At 59.2% G+C, this 23,102-nt stretch carries 24 protein-coding genes; 11 read left to right on the top strand and 13 right to left on the bottom strand.

Features of this window, described 5'->3' with window-relative positions:
• Nucleotides 1-42 precede the first annotated feature (42 nt).
• From VGG89_14045 to VGG89_14035, 3 genes are all read left to right on the top strand, one after another.
• The gene (locus tag VGG89_14045) at nt 43-372 is read left to right on the top strand and encodes a cupredoxin domain-containing protein (protein ID HEY1977670.1); all 330 of its coding nucleotides are present in this window, start codon (nt 43-45) and stop codon (nt 370-372) included.
• The gene (locus VGG89_14040) at nt 369-1,244 is read left to right on the top strand and encodes a metallophosphoesterase (protein HEY1977669.1); all 876 of its coding nucleotides are present in this window, start codon (nt 369-371) and stop codon (nt 1,242-1,244) included. Before VGG89_14045 ends, VGG89_14040 begins: the two co-directional genes overlap by 4 nt.
• Before the next feature lie 268 nt (nt 1,245-1,512).
• Nucleotides 1,513-2,019 (top strand): hypothetical protein, encoded by a 507-nt coding sequence (locus VGG89_14035; protein ID HEY1977668.1) that lies wholly within the window; start codon nt 1,513-1,515, stop codon nt 2,017-2,019.
• A gap of 255 nt (nt 2,020-2,274) precedes the next feature.
• On the opposite strand, the gene VGG89_14030 is transcribed toward VGG89_14035, so the two are convergent.
• The 3 genes from VGG89_14030 to VGG89_14020 are packed head-to-tail and all read right to left on the bottom strand — an operon-like array spanning nt 2,275 to nt 4,978.
• Nucleotides 2,275-3,699, bottom strand: a complete 1,425-nt coding sequence (locus VGG89_14030) for a pyridoxal-dependent decarboxylase (GenBank protein HEY1977667.1) — start codon at nt 3,697-3,699, stop codon at nt 2,275-2,277.
• Nucleotides 3,696-4,562, bottom strand: coding sequence for a hypothetical protein (locus VGG89_14025; protein ID HEY1977666.1), 867 nt, complete (start codon nt 4,560-4,562; stop codon nt 3,696-3,698). Before VGG89_14025 ends, VGG89_14030 begins: the two co-directional genes overlap by 4 nt.
• Nucleotides 4,559-4,978, bottom strand: a complete 420-nt coding sequence (locus VGG89_14020) for a rhodanese-like domain-containing protein (GenBank protein HEY1977665.1) — start codon at nt 4,976-4,978, stop codon at nt 4,559-4,561. Before VGG89_14020 ends, VGG89_14025 begins: the two co-directional genes overlap by 4 nt.
• 48 nt (nt 4,979-5,026) lie before the next feature.
• On the opposite strand from VGG89_14020, the gene VGG89_14015 reads away from it, so the two are divergent.
• Nucleotides 5,027-5,617: an Lrp/AsnC family transcriptional regulator gene (locus VGG89_14015; protein HEY1977664.1), complete on the top strand. Its 591-nt coding sequence runs from the start codon at nt 5,027-5,029 to the stop codon at nt 5,615-5,617.
• Nucleotides 5,618-5,854: 237 nt separating this feature from the next.
• On the opposite strand, the gene VGG89_14010 is transcribed toward VGG89_14015, so the two are convergent.
• Nucleotides 5,855-6,595, bottom strand: a complete 741-nt coding sequence (locus VGG89_14010) for an SDR family oxidoreductase (protein HEY1977663.1) — start codon at nt 6,593-6,595, stop codon at nt 5,855-5,857.
• Nucleotides 6,596-6,655: 60 nt separating this feature from the next.
• On the opposite strand from VGG89_14010, the gene VGG89_14005 reads away from it, so the two are divergent.
• Together VGG89_14005 and VGG89_14000 are read left to right on the top strand one after the other, a co-directional pair.
• On the top strand, nt 6,656-7,561 hold the full coding sequence (locus VGG89_14005) for an AraC family transcriptional regulator (protein ID HEY1977662.1): 906 nt from the start codon (nt 6,656-6,658) through the stop codon (nt 7,559-7,561).
• 94 nt (nt 7,562-7,655) lie between these two features.
• Nucleotides 7,656-9,017 (top strand): alkaline phosphatase family protein, encoded by a 1,362-nt coding sequence (locus VGG89_14000; protein ID HEY1977661.1) that lies wholly within the window; start codon nt 7,656-7,658, stop codon nt 9,015-9,017.
• Nucleotides 9,018-9,114: 97 nt separating this feature from the next.
• Here VGG89_14000 and VGG89_13995 read toward each other — a convergent pair whose 3' ends face one another.
• The 5 genes from VGG89_13995 to VGG89_13975 all read right to left on the bottom strand — a co-directional run bounded on the left by VGG89_13995 (nt 9,115) and on the right by VGG89_13975 (nt 13,184).
• The gene (locus VGG89_13995; GenBank protein ID HEY1977660.1) at nt 9,115-9,492 is read right to left on the bottom strand and encodes a choice-of-anchor tandem repeat GloVer-containing protein; all 378 of its coding nucleotides are present in this window, start codon (nt 9,490-9,492) and stop codon (nt 9,115-9,117) included.
• Nucleotides 9,493-9,672: 180 nt separating this feature from the next.
• Nucleotides 9,673-10,485, bottom strand: coding sequence for an alpha/beta hydrolase (locus VGG89_13990; GenBank protein HEY1977659.1), 813 nt, complete (start codon nt 10,483-10,485; stop codon nt 9,673-9,675).
• A 41-nt stretch (nt 10,486-10,526) separates the two neighbouring features.
• Nucleotides 10,527-10,973: a VOC family protein gene (locus VGG89_13985; GenBank protein ID HEY1977658.1), complete on the bottom strand. Its 447-nt coding sequence runs from the start codon at nt 10,971-10,973 to the stop codon at nt 10,527-10,529.
• A gap of 291 nt (nt 10,974-11,264) precedes the next feature.
• Nucleotides 11,265-12,227, bottom strand: a complete 963-nt coding sequence (locus VGG89_13980; GenBank protein ID HEY1977657.1) for a hypothetical protein — start codon at nt 12,225-12,227, stop codon at nt 11,265-11,267.
• Nucleotides 12,228-12,335: 108 nt separating this feature from the next.
• Nucleotides 12,336-13,184, bottom strand: coding sequence for a hypothetical protein (locus tag VGG89_13975; protein HEY1977656.1), 849 nt, complete (start codon nt 13,182-13,184; stop codon nt 12,336-12,338).
• Here VGG89_13975 and VGG89_13970 point away from each other — a divergent pair.
• Genes VGG89_13970 through VGG89_13960 form a run of 3 tightly spaced genes read left to right on the top strand, consistent with a single transcriptional unit; the run spans nt 13,114 to nt 15,943 of the window.
• Entirely contained in the window at nt 13,114-13,557 is a 444-nt protein-coding gene (locus VGG89_13970; protein ID HEY1977655.1) for a metal-sensing transcriptional repressor, read from the top strand. The two genes, VGG89_13975 and VGG89_13970, sit on opposite strands and share 71 nt — an antisense overlap.
• 10 nt (nt 13,558-13,567) lie before the next feature.
• Nucleotides 13,568-15,295: a chloride channel protein gene (locus tag VGG89_13965; GenBank protein HEY1977654.1), complete on the top strand. Its 1,728-nt coding sequence runs from the start codon at nt 13,568-13,570 to the stop codon at nt 15,293-15,295.
• A 42-nt stretch (nt 15,296-15,337) separates the two neighbouring features.
• Entirely contained in the window at nt 15,338-15,943 is a 606-nt protein-coding gene (locus VGG89_13960; GenBank protein ID HEY1977653.1) for a DUF4336 domain-containing protein, read from the top strand.
• Nucleotides 15,944-15,961: 18 nt separating this feature from the next.
• On the opposite strand, the gene VGG89_13955 is transcribed toward VGG89_13960, so the two are convergent.
• Nucleotides 15,962-16,687 carry a hypothetical protein gene (locus VGG89_13955; protein HEY1977652.1) on the bottom strand — a complete coding sequence of 242 codons (726 nt, stop codon included), beginning with the start codon at nt 16,685-16,687 and terminating at the stop codon, nt 15,962-15,964.
• Nucleotides 16,688-16,983: 296 nt separating this feature from the next.
• On the opposite strand from VGG89_13955, the gene VGG89_13950 reads away from it, so the two are divergent.
• Nucleotides 16,984-19,242: a multicopper oxidase domain-containing protein gene (locus tag VGG89_13950; GenBank protein HEY1977651.1), complete on the top strand. Its 2,259-nt coding sequence runs from the start codon at nt 16,984-16,986 to the stop codon at nt 19,240-19,242.
• 5 nt (nt 19,243-19,247) lie between these two features.
• Here VGG89_13950 and VGG89_13945 read toward each other — a convergent pair whose 3' ends face one another.
• Together VGG89_13945 and VGG89_13940 are read right to left on the bottom strand one after the other, a co-directional pair.
• Entirely contained in the window at nt 19,248-19,595 is a 348-nt protein-coding gene (locus VGG89_13945) for a hypothetical protein (GenBank protein HEY1977650.1), read from the bottom strand.
• 160 nt (nt 19,596-19,755) lie between these two features.
• The gene (locus VGG89_13940) at nt 19,756-21,252 is read right to left on the bottom strand and encodes a hypothetical protein (protein ID HEY1977649.1); all 1,497 of its coding nucleotides are present in this window, start codon (nt 21,250-21,252) and stop codon (nt 19,756-19,758) included.
• Between the two features lie 172 nt (nt 21,253-21,424).
• Here VGG89_13940 and VGG89_13935 point away from each other — a divergent pair, with 172 nt between their 5' ends.
• A complete protein-coding gene (locus tag VGG89_13935) occupies nt 21,425-21,814 on the top strand; it encodes a hypothetical protein (GenBank protein HEY1977648.1) in 390 nt (129 codons plus the stop codon).
• A 30-nt stretch (nt 21,815-21,844) separates the two neighbouring features.
• Here the strand turns inward: VGG89_13935 and VGG89_13930 are convergent, their stop codons facing one another.
• Nucleotides 21,845-23,047 carry a choice-of-anchor tandem repeat GloVer-containing protein gene (locus tag VGG89_13930; GenBank protein ID HEY1977647.1) on the bottom strand — a complete coding sequence of 401 codons (1,203 nt, stop codon included), beginning with the start codon at nt 23,045-23,047 and terminating at the stop codon, nt 21,845-21,847.
• Nucleotides 23,048-23,102 lie beyond the last annotated feature (55 nt).

The following is a 23,102-nucleotide window of genomic DNA, read 5'->3' as shown; positions in this document are numbered from 1 at the left end:
CCCTTAGACGAACCGGCGTCGGTAGTTGCGCATAGTAGCGATATGAAAGTTCTCTTACTAGCCTCAGCCATGTTGGCCGCCTTGGGCGCGGCTCCGGCCCCCGCCGGCCCGACGGTGCACATCAAAGACTTTGCGTACCACGCGGCAACGCTCGCCGTTGCGCCGGGTACGACCGTACATTTCGTCAACGACGACGGTGAGGCGCATACGGTAACCGCGGTCGATAAATCATTCGACTCAACGGGCATGGATACCGGCGACGGCTGGACGCACACCTTTAGCAAGCCGGGGACTTACGCCTATTTCTGCGCGCTGCACCCATATATGAAGGGTGTCATCGTCGTGCGCCCCACGGGAGGAACCACGCCATGAAACGCGGCGACTTTCTAGGACACGTCGGCTGGACCGGCGCGGGTATCGCGTACGCAATGACAGCAGGCGGCATCGTTCGCGCGGCCGGCATGTCGCCGGAAGATCCGTATTTCATTCAGATCAGCGACAGTCACCTCGGATTTCACCAGCCTGCGAACCCGGATGTTGCAGGCACGCTAAAGCAGGCGATCGACAAGATCAACGCGCTTCCAAATCAGCCGAGTTTCGTCATTCACACCGGCGACGTTACGCATCTTTCAAAGCCTGAGCAATTCGATCTCGGCAAGCAGCTGTTGGGTTCGCTCAAGGCGCCAACGATCGTACTGCCGGGCGAGCACGATGCACTGCAGGACGGCTTGAAACCGTTTTACGCAAACTTCCCGGCCAAGTCGGGAGCCGACGGCTGGTTTTCATGGGAAGCGCAAGACGTCCATTACGTTGCGCTCGTTAACGTCTTTGACTTCGAGAATATGGGTAAGCTCGGCAACGACCAGCTCGGTTGGCTGCAGCACGACCTCGCTGCGGTTCCGAAATCCCGTCCGATCGTCGTCTTTGCTCACGTACCGCTCTACGCGCTCTATCCGCAATGGGGTTGGACGACGGAAGATGGATCGAAAGCGCTCGCAATGCTCGCTGGTTTCGATGCGGTGACCGTACTCAACGGACACATCCATCAGGTCATCGAGCACACCGAAGGCAACATTCGATTCGCGACCGCCAATGCGACCGCGTATCCGCAGCCATCACCCGGGAGCGCGCCGAAGCCGGGGCCGCTGGCGCTTCCGCCAAATCAGCTTCTGCACGCGATCGGTTATCGTACGATCGAGATGCACGCGGGAAACGCTACGACGCACGATATAACTCTCGGATAGCGCAAAATAAAACGTGCGTAAGGGCGCGAGTCATCAAACGATTTATACTCTCTTCATGACCATCGCGTAAACTCCAGTAAATCAACAAGATTCTTTGGAGGACTCGATGTTCAGAAAACTAGCAGCCTTGTCAATGGGGCTGGTCGCGTGCGGCCTCGTTGCCTGCGGAGGAGGCCTGACGCCTCAAAATGCAGGTAGCGGCGTCGCCTTCCCGCTCAATGCCCGTAGCAACAATCTCACGCCTGCTATGCCGGGACACGTCATGAGGATGAGCGACGACCTTTCACTAACGGCGACGTTACCCCGAAACAGCGTTGGCGAAGAACTTCCCGCAGAGGGCGTCGGCACTTCAGATCACAAGCCCTGGGGCATGGTTGGTGGTTTTACACAGACGCGGCGCGCACAAACGCTCGCTTTTCCGCCCGGAACCGTGATCACGATTCACAATCTTTCGAAAACCGATGAGCATACGTTCGACTTTGTCAAAGCCGTCGGCGGTCCGCCGGCACACTTTCCGGCTAACATAAACCTTTCGGTTAGCGCACGCGGGAACGGAGTGTTCGGCCCCGGCTATGCAAGCGGTCCGATCAAGCCGGGCGGATCCGTTAGAGTCAAACTTTCCAAGGCGGGCACGTATCTGGTCGGCTGCGCGTTTCACTACGCAGAAGGTATGCAAGACGTTATCGTGATCAAGGATGGGGCCAAGCCGGGACCGACGCCGAGCCCGGCGCCGTCTTCGCAACCAACGTCCGCCCCCCCAGGCGGCGGCTGGTAGAAGAACGCGGCGGGACGGAACCACCCTCCTCCGCTGACGGTTAGTCACGGGTCGCGATGTCTACCCAAATGCCTACCAAGTACTTGTATCAGATTGCATCGCATATGATTAAAAATGGGAAATCGGCCGAATTCGGCCGATTTCCCGTATAGGCTGCATCAATCTGCATCCGCAATAACGGGTTCGATTCCCGTTGGCGCTACCAAAAGTCTTATAGCCTAAGGCTTTTTAGCGCACCTCTCTGCGAACGTCTACTTAAGCCTGACTGACACTCTCTGAGGCGGCGTCCGTAAGGTCGACGATCAACCTCTCTATGTCGGCTGCCGATGTCCGGTAGTTACAGATACAGGCGCGAATGGTTGGTGTTCCATCCGGAAGAATAACCGAGGACACCCAAGATCTACCACGGCGCTTGACATCCTCGCTTATCTTAGCCGGCGCTTTCGATGTGAGCATTGGAGTCGTGCATACGATCGGCAGCGGTGTACGGTTGTGTAGCTTCCAGTTCGAGGCCACCAGCTGTTTGCGCAAGAGATTGCCCAATCGCACCTGGTCACGCAGAACCTCCGCATATCCATCCCACCCGGCGACCGCCAATGAGAGAAACAGCTTAAGTCCGATAAAGCGCCGAGACCACTGCATCGAGTGTGTAAACGGATCGAGCTGGTCATCCGACGTACTCGCCGGCATGTAGCTCGTGGTGACGGAGAAGACTTCTCCCAGAATGCTCCCGTGGCGCGTGAGGAACATACCTGCGCCCATCGGGATCCCGAGCATCTTGTGCGGATCGAACGTCACAGAATCTGCGAATTCAGCGCCGGCGAGGAGGCTTCGGAACTCGGGAACGAAGGCCGCAAAGCCGCCCCACGCCGCGTCCACGTGAAACCACAAGCCATTGTCAGTAGCGACGTCCGAGATCGCGGCAAGGGGTTCAATGATTCCGGTGGCAGTTGCCCCGGCCGTTCCGACAACAAAAAACGGATAGGAACCGGCACGGCGATCCGACTCGATCGCGTCGCGCAGTGCGTCAACGTCCATTCGATACGACGTATCGCAAGGAACGATACGCAGCGCCTCGGTGCCTAGGCCAAGCGCGCGGACAACCTTGATCATGGAATGATGTGCGGCCGCACTAGCATAGGCAATGGGTTGCCCGGGCAGAGAGCGCGCTCCGGCGGAAGAGAACGTTGGGAAGCGCTTCGCGAGAGCTGACAATGTCGCGGTGAAGTTGGCTTCAGCCCCGCCAGAGGTAAACGCTCCATAACTGAATTCCTCGCCGAAGCGTCGGCCCATTGACCGGATGAGGAACTGCTCAAGCTGAACGGCAAACGGCGCATGAGACCAAGCCGCGAGCTGTGGGTTGAACGCCGCGACCATCGCTTCGCCCACGATACCCATTGCGGTGGATGCCGGATTGAATAGCCCAAAGTACCCTGGATGCCCTGTGTGCGTTTGAAAGCGAAGCATCGCCTCGTTGACATACGCGATCGCCTCGTCCGGTTTCATGGGCACTGCGAAATTAATTCGCTCGATGAACCGCGCGACTTCTGAAGCATCGATGGCGCGCTCGACGGGGAGGCTCTCGACGTTGGTTAGGTAACGATCAATAGTAGCGATCGCATCGTGAAACGCCTCATGTCGCTCGACGTCAGCTAGAAACAGTGGATGAGGGACCGTCACGATCGGTTCTCGAGTTTTGAAATAATCGCATCAGCCAGCTTCGCCACGCTCGGCGCATGGTGCCCAAGGTACAGTGCCGGTTCAATGACCTCCAGCTCCGCTAGTGCGAAGGATCCGTCGTAGCGTGGTATCAGATCAACGCGGGCGTAGAGTGTCTCGGAGGGTGCGACGGCTAGAACCCTGTTCGCCAACGCGATTTCTTCGGCGCTGGGATCGATTAGAGACTCGCGGGAGTCACCTCCTGCTGCGCCGGTCGACAGCGGTGGTCGTTTCACCGCATGCGAGAATGCGCCATCGATGAAGATCAGCGATCGCTCCTGAAGATCGTAGATTTCTCGCAAGAACGGTTGTACCAGCGCATCCTGATCACGAAGAAGATCGTCAAGGTCGCGCTGCGCACTATCAAACGGGACGTGCCCGCGTCCAATAACAGTCGTACGAGACGCGCTGGCTGACACCGCCGGCTTAATGACGAACTCTTCCGTCAGTAGCTTACGGCGTAGGTCGTCAACCGAGGCTGATTGTCCCATTCTTACAAGTATCGTCGGGACGATGGGAATCCCAGCAGCGGCAAGTTCGGCCAAGTATTCCTTGTGCATGTTCCATAAGATCAGTTCTGGCGGGTTGAAGACTCTCGTCACGCGGGACGTTAGCTTAACCCACGAGCGGAATCGCCGCGGCTTCTCGTGATAATCCCAGCACGATCGCAACACCGCAAGTTCAATGTGATCCCAATCATCCGATCGATCGCTCCACACGCGCGGAAACGCCGCGACTCCTCTTTGCGCAAGCGCGTCAACGAGGAGCCGTTCATCGGAGGGAAGCTTAGCGAAGCGCTGGCACGTTATCAGAGCGACGCTCACGATCCCAAAACTGTCGAGTATCCGTCACTCTTCCATCCCTCGATGCCACCAATCATTTCCTTGACCTGAAACCCTAATCGCGCCAGCTGAAGCGCGCCCTTTGTGGAAGCATTACATGCGGTGCCCCAACAGTAGGTCACCACGATGCGATCGCGCGGCAAGTCCTTCGTAGTTTGCGCGTCCATTTTCCGGTGTGGGAGGCTTATCGCGCCGGGAATATGTTCGCGCCGATAGTCGTCCTCAGAACGCGTATCGATAACGACAAATGTACTGACACCTTTACCATTGTCATAATGGACGTCGGCGGGGTCCACTTCTAGCTTCAACTTTCCCTCGAAGTGCCGGATTGCTTCGTCTGGCGCAACGGGGACAAATTCACTGACAGCGCTGTATTTCGGCGAGTAGCTTGTGGACATCGAAATCCCTTCCTTCGAACGGGGCTTTCCTTTCATAGTACAAGCACTATGGTCAAAATGGCAGAGGTATTATATACTTATCCGGCGGACCTACCTTATGAATCGATGGTAATATCCAAAATGACTTTCGATTGCGATGACACGGATTGGGCCCTATTGAGACATCTCCAACAGGATGCGCGCGTGACACTCGCGCAAGCGGGGCGCATCGTCGGTCTCACCCCACCCGCCGTTGCGGAGCGCATTCGCCGACTCGAGGAGCACGGGGTGATTCGTGGGTATCATGCTGCCGTTGATCCTACGAAGCTTGGGCGTGCTATCTCAGCGTTCATCCGCGTGCGCTTTACGGGGGGAAAGTACGAGCCGTTTGAGCGTCTCATTGAGGCGACTCAAGAAGTTCTGGAGTGCCACCACATCACGGGCGAAGATTGCTTTATCGTGAAGGTATCGGTTGCGACGATGAGTGATCTCGAAAGCGTTGCTGCGGCTCTGTCCCGATTCGGGCCGACGGCCACCTCGGTTGTCTATTCCACCGTGATCGACCGGCGCCTGATAGCGAATGCTCACGAGCCACTATTACCAGCCAACAAGCGCACGGTTAAATCGACCAGACGAAGGAAGAGTGCCTTAAGCCGATAGCCTTGCGGCTCCTCTGCTGCAGCGTCTACCCAAATGTCTACCAATGGTTTGCATCAGATTGCATCAATCTGCATATGATAGAAAGGAAAAAGGACCGAATTCGACCGAATTCCCGTATAGGTTGCATCAATCTGCAGTCTCGATAACGGGTTCGATTCCCGTTGGCGCTACCAACTTGAGCCCTTGATTCACGCACGAATCGGGGGCTTGTATCTTTTCATTGCCCGCTATTCTACACTACGCTGAGAGCGCAACGGCATCGGCGCCTGCGGGAATTCGCGTTGGTGAAGCTGGGTCGGTTGTTGCGTACCAGATCGCTTCGGCCACGTCCCGCGACGTTGTGAATAGGGACTGCTGACCGATTCTCGCGAAGATGGCTTGCGCAAAATCAGCGTACTGCTCCGTTGGTGCAGCGCGCTGCATTCGTAGGCGTGCGGTGTGACGGAAGGCGGTTTCCGGAGAAGAGCCCGGTATCACCAAGCGCACGCGCACGTTAAACTGCTCGAGCTCCAGCGCAAGTGATTCCGTAAATGCATTGATGGCAGCTTTGCTTGCGGTGTAGATCGAGAGAAGCGGCAGGGGGCGAGACGTCACGCTCGAGGTAACGTTCACAACGACACCGGCTTCGCGTTCTCTAAACTGCGGGAGCACTGCGTGCGTCACTGCCATTGTTCCGAAAGTGTTGGTTTCAAAGACTTCGCGCGCCGTGCCCATGTCCGTGTTTTCGAACACGCTCATCAAGCCGATGCCGGCGTTGTTGACCAGCGCATCGATGGGCCCTGCGCTCTCGATCGCACGCCTTACGCTATGCGCGTCCGTGACATCGAGGGGAAGAATCCGCAAGCGCTCGGACTGTGGCAGAACAGCTTCGCGCGGGACGCGCATGGTGGCAACGACGTGCCACCCGCGCTCCAGGAAGTAGTGGGCGGTCTCGAGCCCAAAGCCCGACGAACATCCGGTGATTAGAACTGTACTCATAGAACGAGCTTAGACCGCTGTAGCTGGACTTGCTATACTAAATAGTCCCGAACATTTCGCTTGGAGTCCAAATTGGCGGATCCCCTTACCGAGGTTGTCGGGCTGTTGCAACCCGGTGCGCCGTTCACGAAGGTCGTCGATGCCGCCGGCCGATGGCGGGTACGCCGCTCCGAATACGGGCGGCCGTTCTACTGCCTGTGCGCCTATGGATCAGCCACCCTCGCGGTCGACGGGCAAGAACCGATCGTGCTCCAGCAAGGTGATTTTGCGTTGATCCCCGCGGCGGACAGCTTTACGATGACGAGCCTCGAGGCGGCCCTTGAAGAGCAAGCACCTGTCCGAATGGCCGATGGCGAATATCGACTCGGCGATCAGCGCGGCCCGGCAGAAGTGCGCTTGTTGATCGGCTACTGTGAATTTCGCTCGTCCGACGCCGCTTTACTCGTATCGCTGATTCCGCATCTCGTTCACGTTCGCGGAGAGAAAAGGCTTGCGACTCTCGCGCAACTCGTGAGTGAGGAAGCGCGCGCGCAACGTCCGGCGCGTGACGTTGTTCTTGCGCGTTTACTTGAAGTGCTCCTCATTGAAGCGCTTCGAGCATTTGAAACATCTGCTTCCCCGGGGCTCGTACGCGGACTCCACGACGAATTTCTTTCGGTCGCCCTTCGACGTTTGCACGAAGACCCGGCGCGGCAATGGACGGTTGCGGAGCTGGCAAAAGAGGCAGCGCTTTCACGCTCGGCATTTTTCGATCGTTTTAACCGTGTCGTTGGCGTTACGCCGATGGACTATTTGCTCGCGTGGCGTATGGCGCTCGCAAAGAAGCTGCTGCGGCAGAAACATGCGGCTGTCGCCACTGTTGCCGAAGGCGTTGGCTACAGCTCGGCAAGCACGTTCAGCGTTGCGTTTACGCGCTACGTCGGCATTCCACCAATGCGCTTCGCGCGAGACTCGCGACAAGCTTGAGCAGGCGCTATCGAGTACGGCGCTAAAATCTCAAGCGGCCTACCCGTAGTAAGGCCCCTAGGCGGAGAGCGTGCGTTTGCGCGAACCCTCCTCCATGCAACCGCGATACTGGCCGTACGTCGCAGCCCTCTGCCTAGCCGGCTGCGCCGGCGCTCATCCGCCAAACACTCTCGCCGGCAACGACGGAGTAGTGCCGAGCGCGCCGCAAGCGCGCCTCACGACCGCTGCCGCCGGTACCTACATCAAGCACGTCGTCATCATCGTGCAAGAGAATCGCAGCTTCGACAATCTCTTCGCCGGTTATCCGAATGCCGACGCACATACGTACGGCTATCTCCACGACGGCACGAAGGTCACGCTGCAGCAAATTCCGTTTCAACAGCGGTACTTGGACCACTATTTGAAAACGGCGATTGGCGACTGGGACAACGGCAAGATGGACAAGTTCGATCTGGAGAAGTCGACGAACGGAGCGCTCGCCGGGAAATATCCCTATTCCTACGTTCAGCGCAGCCAAACTGCGCCGTATTGGACGATGGCGCAGCAATACGTGCTCGCGGATAACATGTTTCCCACGTTATGGGGTGCTAGCTTTACGGCGCACCTCACGCTGATCGCGGGAACGGCGGATCTTACCCCAACGCTGTCGGAGGCCGACGTGCCGACGGCGCTTCCGTGGGGTTGCGATGCGCCGGCCGGCACGAAGACGGCGACCTACAACGCCAATCGGGTCGAGCAATTCGGTCAGCCATATGCGCCCTGTTTTACGCAGTTTAGGACGATGGCCGATACGCTCGATGCCGCCGGCGTTTCGTGGAAGTATTACGCGCCAAAGATTTCACAGTCGGGCGGAAGCACGTGGTCGTCGTTCGATGCCATCAAGAAGGTGCGTTATAGTTCGGATTGGACCAACCGCGTGATTTCACCGCCGACGCAAATTCTCAGCGATGCGGCGAACGGAAAGCTCGCCGGCGTATCGTGGGTAATCCCCGACGCTAACTGGTCCGATCACCCCGACTATGGAACGGCTTACGGTCCGTCGTGGGTATCCGCCGTCGTTAACGCAATCGGCGCGTCGAGCGCGTGGAAGACGACCGCGATCGTCGTCGTGTGGGACGACTGGGGCGGCTGGTTCGACGATGCGGCGCCGCCGCAGAAAGATTTTCGCGGCTTGTCCATTCGCGTGCCGTGTTTGATCATTTCGCCCTACGTTCAGCCGCATGTCGTCCACACTGTGTACGAGTTCGGCAGCGTTCTGAAGTTCGTCGAGCAGGTTTTCAGCTTGCCGGCCCTCGGTACGCAAAGTGCCGGTTACACCGATGCGCGGGCCAACAGTTTGCTCGACAGCTTTGACTTCACGATCGCTCCTCGACCCTACAAAAGCATCCCGGCTCCGTACCCGCCGTCATTTTTTGTAAGCAAGGCCCCGTCGCTGCGTCCGCCGGACAATTACTGATGTGACGGGCGACGACTGCAAGTGTCAGGCACTGCGTGTAGGACCAACAAATGCTTCGAGAGCCTCGCTAAGCCATGCCAGGCTGGAGTTACGGAGATTACGGCGTAAGTTTGTACGCGACGCCCGCGCCGAACTTGCCTCCCAATAGCGTTGTGCCGTACAGCGAGCCGTTCGACACAACCAGCCCTGCCAGCGGCCAATTCCCGTCGGCGTTGCCTTGGAATCGATATAAGACTCGAAAATCTCTACCGTGGGGTTTTACGCTATATATCGTACCGCACCCCACGCGGTGCGGGTTTTGGCCAAAAGCTCCTTGGGGACTAAGACAGGATGCGTTGTCGACACCGCCCGCAACGGTAATGCCGTAGATCGTGCCGTTATAGTAGGTTATGTTGGCGGCGTTTTGTCCATCCGAGAACGGTCCAAACCGGTGAATGATGGACTCGACGTACGAACCGTTTTTTGCCGGCGACAACGAATAGACGATGCCGCAACCGCCGTCGAATGTTTGCTTTCCGCAATTGCGGCCCGCTTCCCGTTACGCGTGCGTTGACGAGTTCGATGCGTTCGTTGGGGCATACGTCACACGAATAACCGGCGCGGACCGCGCCGCCGCCCGGCAACTCATCGTAAGGCGACCACCTTAATCCGACTTCTACGCCGACCGCGCAGCGCTGAGAATTATTTCGACCACGCGGTCTGGTTGCGAGAGCATCGGAACGTGACTCGAATCGAGTTCGGTCGTCTTGGCATTCATGCGTTTCGCAAGAAAGCGTTCAAGTTCCGGGTTGACGGTGTGATCCTTCTTTCCGACGATGTACCAACTCGGTTTGGTCTTCCACGCAACGCCGGGCGCATCGTGCGCGAAGATGTTGGCAGCCGGCGCGCCTTGTGTCGCCCACACGAGCTGCTGCTCAGCTGCCGGGAGATCGCCGCAAAAATACTGTAGGCCTTCTTTGGTCAGCCAGATACGTCCGTCGACGACCTTGATGTGCTTGAGCACGTCGGTCGTCGGAAACTTCTGCTGTATGCTCTGCGACGTCTCTCCGGCAGCGGTATCGGGAGCAAGCGCGTTGATATAAACGAGGGCTTTCACGCGCGGGTCGGTTCCGGCGGCCGTAATCACCGCGCCGCCGTATGAATGTCCAACGAGCACGATCGGACCGTCCACCACGTCCATCGCCCACTTGGCAAAGGTGACGTCGTTTTCGGGTGTGTTGAGCGGGTACTGTGCAGCGATGCAATCGTAGCCTTGCGCTTGCAGCGGCCCCATCACTTTGGTAAAACACGACCCGTCGGCCCAAAGGCCATGACAGAAAACTATGCTAGGCTTGCCGGCGCCGTTCGTCGTTGCAGCCACTTCCATTTGCGCCGATGCAAAGGAGTAGCTCGCCGCGGCGGCACCGACCGCTGCCGCGCTCGTGGCAAGAAATCGACCGCGTTTGACGCCGCTTGTTTTTGAACGCATGCTATTACTCCTATTCTTTTTAGAGTGATCCCGGCCGAGCGTTAACCGTAGGGAAGATCGGTGCTTTGCCCGACCTCGATGATATAACCGTCAGGATCACGGATGTAACAGCGAATCTCACCATACTTCGCAATCGGTTCGGTTAGGAACGTCGCTCCGCGGCTTTTCCAAAGTGTGTAGCACGCCTGAATATCGGCGACGCGGATATTCATGAAACTACTTATCAGATTGGGATCGGGCGTTCGGAGCGTAACGGTCGGTTTGTCCGGAGTCGGTCCGCCTCCAACGTTTATGATGAGCCAGGTGTTGGCGATTCTGATGTACGGCGGAGCGTTTCCATCGCCGCGGCTCACGATCTCGCCACCGAAGACGGTTGCGTAGAAATTCATAGAGCGTTCGAGGTCGGCAACGGTAAGAAAGTGCGTAATCGTAAACCCGTCTTGGGGTGGCATCCGATAACTCGACTGCTCAACTTGTACTTCGTCCATTATCGACTCCATTTCAGATAGCGCGCAGAAGAGAAACATGCGCGGACTCTATTGCTTTGTCAAGCAAGCGAGCGATCAACGAGATCGGTCGAGTTCAATAGGCACGATTCGGACGCGGCGGCACGTCGCGTTGAGCGACGCGTTCGTGATGTAGATTACGCTAGGTAGCGGCAGTACACTAAACGGCACAAGCGCATCAAGGCCGCAGGGTGTAGCACCTTGCGGCCTCTTAACTCTCTCGTACACGATTCGGCCGCATGACGCAACTGCAGCTGGATCGTTCCGCGGTCTTTAACGCACGCGAACTAGCGCTAGGAGAATGTCGCTCAGGTTGTCGCGCGTGCCGTCGAAGCGGTAGGCTTCTTCCCATACGACGACGTCTGGTCGGTGAGCCCAATCGACACCCGTGCTGAAGGTGCCGGTCAACCGATAGTCGAGTGCGCCGTGCGAGAATGCATAGCTCTGCGTGCTTGTCACTTCGTTCGCCGTCAGATACGAATTCTCGGTCGTGCAAAAACTGAACCGCAGCCGGTAGTCCGCGCCGGGGTTTTTCGGCGTGAACCCGAATCCGCGCGACGTTCCCGGCTTCGCCGTCTGCAGCGTCTTATATTGATACGCCGTGGGATCGCACGAGAACGAGAAGTCGGGATGCATCGCCTCCGTGATGCCATCCGATTCAACCTCACGCCGGTCGAATCTCACGGTACCGGTGCTCCCGTCCGAGAGGGCGAGCGTGCCCGTGCCGCCCTTCTCGGTCATCTCAAGGTCGACGCGAAGCCTGCCCCCGCTCGTCGCCGCGATCGTGAAGGACTCGTGCGCGAAGCGGGGAGCGCCATCGAACATGCCGTTATTGGCGCCGTCGATCGCCTTACCGCTTTGCGTCGTGATGAGATACGCGCAGCCGTCCTGGTGGAACTTCGTAAGATGATAACGCCCGACGTACACGTACACCGCGGTTGGCGGCGGGCTTGGTTCGGAGGTCGGCGCCGGTTCGGCGGACGGCGTTACCGTGCCGTACTCCCAGACGCCGGATCCGACGAATTTCTTGAAGGCGAGTTGGCCATCGACGCGCAGGATCGCGTACTTCCCCGGTAGGGGCTGCTCCGCGAGTCCGCAATCGCGCGCACGCGCCGAGCGACCGGCAAAATCGGAGGCGGCAGAGAATCCCGGCTGCGTCGCGCCGCGGGGCGCGAGGGAGGCAGGGCCGCACGAGGCTAGCGTGGCCGTCGCCAAAGCGGAGAAGGCAAAACGCATAAGTTGCATATCGTAGAGTACGTTCGTTTGCCCTCAGTCGTTCCCCGCACCCGTGCTCCCGTCGAAAGTCCGCGTCTTTCGCTCCGGGTGTCTAGCGCCTACGGGACGTCACGAGGCCGTAATCACGAACTCGGCGACGTAGAGCTGCGTTCCACCATGAAATTGCAGCCAGAGCTTATATATTCCGGGTTCGCTTAAGGCGACGTGCAGCATCATGTTAGGCGGGGATACTGCGGTCGGCGGCATCTGCATCATGTCTGTTTCCGTCAAGTGCCCGTGCATGCCGGCGGTCGTGCGGATCGGCATAGGATGAGCGTGAACGTAGCTCAGATCGCGCGCGTTGAGAAATACCGCGTGCGCCGCCGCGCCGAGATACGGGTGCAGGTCGGTGGCGGGTTCGCCATTCTTGAGGATGTGAATTACGATGTGCGCTTCACTTCCGGCCACTAATGTATTTGAGGACAGTCGCACCCAATACGGACCGGCCTTTACTGCGAGTGCGCGTTCGCTGAGGTCGCGAGCCGCCGCAGGAACTGAAGTGCCGGCGCCAAGGTCGAAGCGAAACACCTGCTTTGTGCGGCTGGTCGGTTGGGTATCGGAGTATATGTGATAGAGCGCAACCCGAGGGAGTGTCTGATCGAGTAGGAAGTGTCCGTCGGATTGCAGCGTCGGATGAACGTGCAAAAACGTTCGGAAATCGTCGGTAACGATGATCATATGCAAGCGCTTTGTCATATCGATCCCATAGGATCTGATTGGGGTGTCTGATCCTCGCGGCGTCAGCCAGGTATCGAGGTGAAGGGCCAACGGGTCACGATGGATCTCCACGGCTTTCAGATAGCCCACCGTGCTGACGGAACCACCCTGCAGCGCAAACGTTCCTTGAATGAGATCCGCCGCGACGGCGACCGCGAGCGACGTTAAAAGGGCGCAGGCCCAAGCGATGCCTTTAACCATGATGAAAGCCCCTGTTGGGCGCCCTAGCAAGGAATACCCCCTACCCAGGGGGTATGGGGTATTCCCAATGAAAAGGACTAAGAGGGTTGCCGCGGTTCCGCTTTCCGATGAGTCTCGGGCCAAGGTGGTACTCCGGCTCAAGACGGCCCGTGGGCATGTCGAGGGAATCCTCGGAATGATCGACGCCGACGCACACTGCATCGATCTGCTGCGGCAGCTTTTCGCCGTTCGCGCGGCGCTCGAGGGCATTAGCCACCTTATCGTGCAGCACCACCTCGAGCAGTGCTTCACGGAGCTGGTGCGCTCGGACGAGGAGCGTGAGGCGGTTGCCGATCTCTTGAGCACGCTCGCTTACGACTCGCGTTTCCTCTAAGCCGGAAAGTATGGTCAGCTTCGTACCCGGTGATGGGCGCTATATCGTCAAAATCGGAAGCGCGTCGATCTCGCAGAGCACGTTTATGGTGCTCGCCGCAATCGTGGTGGGGCTTGGCGGCGGGTTCGGCGCCGTAGGCTTTCGAGCGCTGATAGCGGGAGAGAACTGGCTTGCATTCGATGTCGTGGGTGCTTTTTTTGCGCGCCACGTCGGATCCGTTGGCGTCGTGTTGCAACTCGCTCTCGGCGGTGCGATTGCTGCATTCGTTGCGACGCGCTTCGCGCCGGAAGCAAAAGGGCACGGCGTACCGGAGGTCATGGAAGCCGTTGCGTTGCGCGGCGGCATGATGCGGCCACGCGTTATCGCCGTCAAAGCGTTGGCGTCGGCGACCTCGATCGGCTTCGGCGGCAGCTGCGGTCGCGAAGGGCCCATCGTGCAAATAGGATCGGCAATTGGCTCGGTGCTTGGACAGGCATCGCGGGCCCCGGCTCCCATCGTACGCACGCTGGTTGCCTGCGGTGCGGCGGCCGGCATCTCGGCAACGTTCAACGCACCCATCGGCGGCGTGTTCTTTGCTTCCGAGGTGATTCTCGGCGAGTTTGCGCCGCGCTCTTTTGCTGCCATCGTCGTTTCGTCGGTGATCGCGGCCGTAATCGGGCGCTCTTTCCTGGGGAATCATCCCTCATTTTCGGCAGCCGGGTTCGCGCTCGTCTCTCCAGTTGAGCTAGTACTGTACGCGGTTCTCGGCGCCATCGCAGCCGTATGGGCAATGGGATTTGTGAATCTTCTCTACGCACTCGAAGATGGTTTCGAGCGTTTCGCGCTGCCCCAGTGGCTTAAGGGAGCGATCGGTTTCGGAGCGGTCGGCGTCATCGGCATCTGGTTTCCGCAGATCTTCGGAGTCGGCTATGGACCGATTCAACAGGTCTTCTACTCGCACGTTCCGGCCGCGCATGCATTCATCTTGGCCGTGCTCAAACCGGTGGCCACGTCCCTGACCCTCGGCGCCGGCGGTTCCGGCGGCGTGTTCGCGCCCTCGCTGTTTACCGGCGCGTTCTTAGGCGATGGCTTTGGAGCGCTGGCGCATCATGCGTTTCCCGCCTGGACGGGTCCGGCGGCTGCGTACGGATTGGTTGGAATGGCTGCAGTCTTCGCCGCGGCTTCCGAGGCACCGATTACCGCGATTATGATCGTCTTCGAAATGTCCGACGATTATACGATTATTCTTCCGCTCATGGTTGCTGTCGTCATTGCAGCGCTGCTCGGACGAAGGCTGCTCGGATCGACGATATACGAACGTAAGCTGCTTCGACGCGGCATCGACTGGCAGCGCATCCGCAAGCCACGTGTGTTTGCACGCATTTCCGTATCACAGGTCGGGAGAACGCCGCCGCTTATCGCTCAATCGAATCAAACGATTCGATCCATCGCGCTCGAAGAGAAGGGGGATACGGAATTGGCGGTGCCGGTGTGCGATGGGGACCGCTTCGTGGGGGTGCTGAATCTGGCAGACCTCTCTCGTGCGCTAGCCGCCGGCAATGGAGATCGGCTGGTTGCGACGATCGTGCTGCCCGCCGGCGGCATCCTTTCTCCCAGTGACTCGCTCGAGCGTGCTGCGACACTCATGGCGGATCCTCGCGCGCCGTTGCTACCCGTCATCGCTGGTGAGGATCGTTTGGTAGGAATAGTGACGCGACGAGACCTCTTGATTGCTTATCGGAGCGCACTCTCGGCGTGACGATCGAGGAGTTCGGACCGAATATCTGGACTTCCGACGCGCATGATTGTGGTCTTACTAAACGACGGCACTCTTTGGATAAATTCCCCCATCGCAGCGACGCGATCTGAGATGGACGAGATTAGACGGATCGCGCCGATAAGCCATCTGATTGCTCCAACGCCGCTGCACGTGTGGAGGCTCGCAAGTTGGAGGGCTGCGTTTCCGGCGGCGACGGTTTGGGTGGCCCCGACGATGCGACGCCGTCACCGATCTATGCCGGTTGCTAACGAACTAAGCGATGAATCGCCGGCGCAGTGGGCGCAAGATCTCGACCAGGTCGTCTTCCGGGGCAACGTCTTTCTGGATGAAGTTGAGTTCCTGCACAAGAAATCGCGTACGCTAATCTTCGCGGATTTCATACAAAACTATTCTGCACAAGAAAATCGCCCTTTGGTAAACGCGCTCATGAACCTGGGCGGCGTGCTCGAAGGCGGCGTGCCACGGGACATCAGGTTATCGTTTACTGCAAAGTCACTCGCGCGGCGCTCGTTAGACAAGATACTATCGTGGGATTTCGACAAAGTCATCGTCGCTCACGGCGACTGCATCGACAGTTACGCGAAGACGTTCTTGCAAAAAGCCTTTCTTTGGCTAAGGCCTAAATAGGAGCGCGCGGCGATGGGATCACGGACCGAAAGCTAAGCCCGCCCAGCTCTTGGATTTACACGTGACACCTTTGGGACATCCGAACGATGCGGTCGGCGCCGCGCGGTTGCCGGCGATGGGCGCCGCAAACTCGATGAGACCTCCCGTTTTGAGTAGCTGCCCGAAGAGATTGCCCTGCGGATCGAATGCCAACGCGCGCACCGGGCCGCGGAGATGCAAAACCAACGCCGGTTTTTCGTCGTCCGCAAATGGGGGCTCGTACACGTCGATATCTGCGGCCGTTTCGCTGCGATCCATTTCCACGAAAAGCCGATTAGTCGAATCGACCGTCGCAACGTAGGGTTGCGCGTGTGGGAACGTCCACGTGACGACCGGCCTTCCGAGATAGGGAGGTTTAAGGACGAAGACGTGACAGGCCGTCTTTTCGCACGCATGATTGCCCCCCACGTCGGTAACGAACATCAGTTTCGTCGCGCGATCCACGAATACATCGACGGGCTGCGTCGCGACCTTCAACGTCGCAATCGCCTCCGTCGTGCTGCTAAACGGCGGACGAAACTCGAAAATACTATTGCTTTCGTCGTCGGTCACCCAGAGGTTGCCGTCAGCGTCCCACGCGGCCGCGCGGGGATGCACGAGTCGGCGGGGCGTAAACGTCACGGCGGGAACCGACGCCGCCGAATACGGCGGATGGTACAGCCGAATCGAGAGCTTCCCGAATACGCCGCCCGATGTCACGGCCATTACGCCACTCGGGTCGAAAGCGATGGAGTTGGCACAGGGTTGCGCTATCGCCGCTACGGGCACGGGGGGCGTCGCGTACGGCGGAGTGAGTATGAATAGCTTATTTACAAAGCACTGGCCGTCGAACATGCGCGAGAAGGTGGAAGGTGCCGCGCTCGCGGCAGAAGCAATAGAGTAGGCAAGCGCCGCGGCAAATGCAAAAGCGAGAGCAGGTTGATGCTTCACACAAACTTGCTTATCACTCGCAAGACGGCGCTCCTCTGAGGGCGAAACCTCGCCTACAAAGGAAGTCGCATATGCTACGTCCTAGCAGGCGCGTTTTTTTCATCTTCATCGTCGGCATTTTGGTCTTTGCGATCGGACGTTCGTCGGTGCGCGCGAGCAAACTCGTCGCGCAGACGCCGCTGGATGCGTCGCCCATACCGCAGTTCGTTGACGATCTTCCGGACTTTTCGGCGACCGGCCGCGTGAACGGTGACATTCCGTACACGGTGCGGTCCGAAGAGTTTCAGCAAAAAGTACTACCATCATCGATTTATGCGAAGTTGCCGGCGCCGTACTCGGCCGGGACGATGGTCTTCGGCTATGGGATCGATCAGGGCTCGAAGCATTATCCGCCTCTCCCTCGCAAGGGACTCTATCCCGGCTACACGGTGGTAGTGACGCGCGACCATCGCGCGATTGTGGACTATCACAACAACCTTTTTGCCGATCCGAACCTGCCCGGGCAGTTCCGCAACGCCAAGGGTCCCAGCCTCGAGAGAACCGTCACCATCGACCAGAGCATCCATTGGGCCAATCCGATGAACGCCCCGATGCAGATGAACGGCATGGGAAACGCACAGCCGTACCTCGGCCCGCTTCCGCAGGTCACCCACCTTCACGGTGCCGAGGATCCCTCGTCGTTCGACGGCGGCCCGAACCAGTGGTTCACCCCGGGTGCCGAGGGCACGCGCAACGATGGTAACCACAGAGGTTTTCGCGGATCCGCCTTCGTTGCGAGCCATTACTATTATCCAAACGAGCAAGAGCCGGCCACGCTTTGGTTCCACGACCATACCATCGGATTGACGCGAACCAACGTGTTCTCCGGATTGGCTGCCTTCTATTTGATTCGCGGTAACGGCGACGACGGAATCCCGGGAGCGGGCAAACTGCCTGCCGGGCGCCAGGAAGTCGAACTCGCGCTGCAAGACCGACAGTTCGATACCAACGGACAGCTCTTGTTCCCCGACGGTTATCCGTCCGGCCTCGACGGCCCGATCCAAGAGCCCAACGTCCATCCGTACTGGATGCCCGAGTTTTTCGGCGACGTCATTACCGTCAACGGCAAGAGCTGGCCCAAGTTCCGTGTCGCCGCGAAACGCTATCGCTTTCGATTGCTCGAGGGAGCGTCGGTGCGATTCTTCAACTTACAGTTTTGCGTCAACGCCGGCACGGGCGCCGACGACGGGCATACCGCCTGCCTCAAGGGCGAGACGAACGTTCCCTTTTACGTCATCGCTAACGACGGCGGCCTTCTCGACGCTCCGGTGCGCGTGACGCATCTGCTCTTTTCACCCGGAGAGCGTTACGACGTTATCGTGGATTTTGCCAAAGTCCGCGGAAAAATGGTGATGGTTCGAAACAATGCGGAGACACCGTATCCCAGCGCGTTTGCGAAGTTTACGCCGTCGCTGCAAGGACGCGTCATGCGCATCCTCGTCGCCGATTCCCCTTCGTCCGATAGCAGCTACGATCCGTCCAAGGGCGGAGCACTACGCGGCAGCGGCAGCACGGTCGCTCCAAAGTTGGATAGGATCGTGCGCCTTCCGGGAACGCCCGGGGGTTTGCCGCTGCGAAAACCGATCGCCGACGGCAATGCCGTGCAAGTCTACCGCCAGCTCACGCTCAATCCGATCTTCGAATCCGGCGGCTGTCACTGGCCCGGACGCGGCGAAACCGACCGGATTGACGGGATGATGCTCAATAACGAAGGGTTCCACGGGAAGGCGACCGAGACGCCGCGCGTCGGTTCGACCGAAGTGTGGGATCTGATCGACTTCAGCAACGACGATCACCCGATCCACATTCACCTGGTGCAGTTCCAAGTGATCGGACGCATTCCGTTCGACATGCAAGCCTACGGTGCGAAGTACTATGCGGCGTTTCCGCACGACATGTGCGAACCCGGTAAAGGACCGCCCAACGCGTACGACGCTCCCAATGCTGCCGGTGCGGTCGGCGGCAATCCCGACGTGACGCCGTTTTTCATCGATAAGGTGCAGAAGTATTGTTTGGACGATGGCATCTACGACGGCACGACCGGACCCGCTCGTCCCGAAGAAAGCGGCTGGAAGGATACGGTCATCGCCGCGTGCGGCCACGTTACGCGCATCGTCGTGCGAATAACGCCGCAGGACGTCCCAGCCATCAAAAACGGTGTCGCGATAGATTACACCGGCCGGAATCTCTTCCCGTTCGATCCAACGGCCGGCCCCGGATACGTCTGGCACTGCCACCTGATCGACCACGAAGACAACGACATGATGCGTCCGATAACCGTCCGCCCGTGATTTAGTCAGCCGTTCTTGATGCGTTTCGAGCGTAGCGTCGTGGAATCACCGCTTTGCAGGCTTTGGTTATAGCCGAGCTTCGGGCGGCGCGCTCTAATCACGGTTACCGTGGCTCCGTCGATGTCCTCATCGGCCACGTTCTCGATCAGCAGATGTGAGATACCAACGCGCACTCGAGCCGAGGTCGCGAAGCGCCGGCCGGTGCGTTTCGCCAGCGCCTCGAGTTGCGCGATGAGATCAAGCCGCGTCGACGCGTGCTCGCCCGGGAACAAACAGAGTTCGGTGCCCTTTGCCGCTGAGCGGTTACGAACCGAGCCGGCCGGTTCGGTAACCTTGCCATCACGGATATACACGGATTCACCGACGCTGCTTCGCAGCTCTGCGAGGACGGCGGACCAACTTAGACTCTGGGGCGATCGTTGTTGCATCGGTTCTAATGGTTCCGCATTGGCAACTCGGTGCCATTCCGCGCGCGTTTTTACGATCGCGCCAGGGGCGCCCAACCGCGGGTGGTCAATTTTGGCACATCGCTATGCCTCTGGGAATCACCATCTTGACGTCCTTAAGGATCGTCTGGCTGCGCTTGGCGGCGAGGTTGACGCCGAAGAGCCCCACCTTATAACCGACGACGCCGATGACGGCAAGCTCCCGACGTTCGCAGGGCACGATTGAAACGGGGCCGGTTGCAACAAACGACGCCTCGTAGATCACTCCGACGTACGGGCCGCCACCGTTTTCTTCACCACCCAAATATTCGGAGAGTTCTTCCGGGATGCCGACCTCGAGACCCACACTCGGCATCATGAGCGAGGCAGATAGTCCCAGCGGAGCGAGGGAAAGCGTCCCACCGTACGAGTCGATCGTAGCGTCACCATTTAGCGATTCCGACCCAGCGTCGCTCGGTGACCCATCCGCTGAAGCCGTTGCGGTCGCACCGCCGCCGAACGTTACATGGTACTCTCCTTGCGCGACCGTCGTCTTACTCGTGAAGACCGGCGCAAACGCAAATCCCGTCTTGACGGCGATCTTAAACGGTATCGGGCCGACGAAAAACGGTAGCTCGAAGCCAAACGGCAAGTTCTCGACATGCTGCACGTTTAGCGCCGCAAGACTCGCGGGGCCGTTGTCCTTGTCGAACTGTACCGCCCATTTCATGTCGACCGAGCCGCGTAGGTTGTCGTTGTTGAACGTCACTCGAGTCGTGCTTCCGTTGTTGAGCTGAACGTCGAGCGAGTTGGTGAGGTTCTCGATCCTCCCCGTTCCGCTGAGATCGATGACCGCGCCGCCGCCGCCAAAGGTTTTCTTTGCATCGAAATCCATGTCCAGATTGTTGTTGTCGGGCTTGACGGTCAGGTCGATTTCCCATTCATGGACTTCGCCCTTGGCATGGAAACCGCGGCCCACGCTCTCGACATGCACGCCGGTATCTATGTCCTCGGCATCAGCCGGGGCCGCAAGCTGCCGCTCGATACGAGACTCCAGATCGTCGGCAACGTCGACGCGGTGCATGCCGGGTAGCGGTTCCAACGCGATCCGCGAAAAGTCTACGGGCAACGTAGCGGCGATATGACCGTTTGAAATCGCCTCGTCGAGCGCGGCCGGCTTCCCCGCGACGTGAAGCAGACCGCCATCGTTGGTTACACCGCTGACTCGCAGCAGCGCGACGCCGGGAATGACGACGACGGTCCCGGCAGCAAGCGATGCGATCGGCGTTGCCGACGGATCGAACGTCAACGTGCCGTCGCGGCTGCTCGCGCCTCGATACGTGCGCGCCACGAGATCTTTGTCCAGCACGACCGTCTGCGGCTTCCACTGAACGTCAAACGTCGTCTGCGTCGGCATCATCGGTGTGGGTGCCGCACCTGGCCCGGCCCCTTGCGCGGCCGTGGGAGTGGGCGCGTGCGAACAGCCCGTCAAGAGCGCCAACGCGAGCACGAGCCGGGTTTTGTGCGGCGTTAACACGGTTGCGCCTGCCCATCGAGCCAGTGCAGCCCACAACGATATTCTCATTACGATTAGTCCTTTCGGAAGCGTCGGACGTAACCGTATCTCACGGACGTGCCGCGGGCGTGCGGACCCCGAAGCGCACGCACCGCGCACGGCGCCGCGTTATCGTTCTTACATGCAAAATGCGACACCACGACGATCGCGTCACGTTGGCACCTGGATTCTGGTCATCATCGTGCTCGTGGAATCTGCCGCTCTCGCAGTGGTCTTCACGTTCAGGATCCCGCTGTGTGCCGCGGCGCCGCACGCTCAGATCGGCGGTTCGATGCAAATGCCGTTGGGCGGCGGCGGCAGCGACGCGGGCAGTGGTACGGCAGCCGTTGCGCCTGTCGCTGCGCCCTCCGCGCTTCCCGCGCCGACCGGTTCGCCGGCGGACGCAGCTGCGCCGGCCGGGAATGCGAACGCGCAAGGCGACCTCAATCAAGTCCCCGATCCGAATTGCGTAGCTAAAGCTGCCGCCGGCGTGCTCAACACCAACTCCGTTTCCGCTACGCCGTCCTGTCCGCCGATGAGCCCGTCCCCCGAACTGAAAAATGCCGAACAGCAAGTTCAAAGCTCGCCATGAGTGCCTCGAAGGCATCAATCGGCGTCATGCTCAGGGTTGAATCGAGTAAACCGTTCCTTTCCCGTTCAATCCGCCGGCCGTTGTCGTGCCGAAGAGCACGTTTCCTACGCTCGCCAAACTGCCGCTCGGGTTGGCCCCATCGACGCCGCCGCTGAAACTGTATAGCACGCTTTCTTTACCGGCGGGCGTGATGCTAAAGATCGTGCCGGTATTGTTCTTCCCACCGACGCTCGTCACGCCGTACAACGTTCCTTTGAGGTCCACGAGTCCCCCGAATGGCGGGGTTGCGCCGTCGGCACCGCCGCGAAAACTATGAAGCACCTTTACCGCACCGGACTTCGTCACTGTAAACACCGTTCCAAGGTTCTTCGCGCCGCCGCTGGACGTGGTTCCGTAAAGGATACCCTTAACTGCGAGGAGTTTGCTAAGTGGACCGTTGCCGTTGCTGCCGTTGAAGATGTGAATGACTTTTTCGTTGCCGGAAAACGTGATCTTGAAAACCGTTCCCTCTTGTTTTGGGCCGCCCCCATTGGTTGTGCCGTACAGCACACCTTTCACGTCGGTCAGGCCGGCTGTCGGGGATCCGGCGTCGTCGTACGTGCTGCCTTTGAAAGCGTAGAGCACCTTTTCCGATCCTGACGTTGTGATCCTGAAAACGGTACCATCACTATGCGTCCCGCCGTTCCTCGTTGTGCCGTAGAGCGTTCCCTTGACGTCGAGCAACGGTGCTTCCGGTAAGCAGCCATCGGCGTTGTTTTTGAAGCTGTGGAGCTTCTTTTCCGCGCCGGCCAAGGTCACTCTAAAGACAACGCCGCAGCTAGCGGCTCCGCCCGTAATCGTCGTACCGTACAGCGAGCCGCCTGCGACGATCAGCGGCGCGTACGGTGCACTTCCGCTCGACCCGCCTTTGAAACTATAGAGCACACTTTGCGCTCCGGCCGGCGTAATTTTAAACACGACGCCCGGGCCTTGGCCGCCGATTGACGCCGTGCCGTAAAGCGTGCCGTTCACGTCGACGAGTCCGGCGTACGGAACAGCTCCGTTGGCCCCATCGAACGAAAAGATCGACTTGTAGGTGCTCGACGCCCGGCTCGGCCCCAAAGCGCGATCGGCCGCGGAAGACGGCGGCAGCGAGCGAATCGCACCGGAACAAGACGCAAGCGCGACGCAACTCAAAATTACGAAAACGATGCGCATGGTCACCACCTCACCGCACAGCAGAGGAGTAGGCATACTGCCCCGCCGGAGTTTGAACCTGGCAAGCTAGCGGTGGTGGCTGCGTGCAACG

It is taken from the genome of Candidatus Baltobacteraceae bacterium, from assembly GCA_036488875.1.
Classification (GTDB): domain Bacteria; phylum Vulcanimicrobiota; class Vulcanimicrobiia; order Vulcanimicrobiales; family Vulcanimicrobiaceae; genus JAFAHZ01.
Note: the sequence above shows the minus strand (reverse complement) of the source record. Positions and strands in the feature narration are given on the sequence as shown.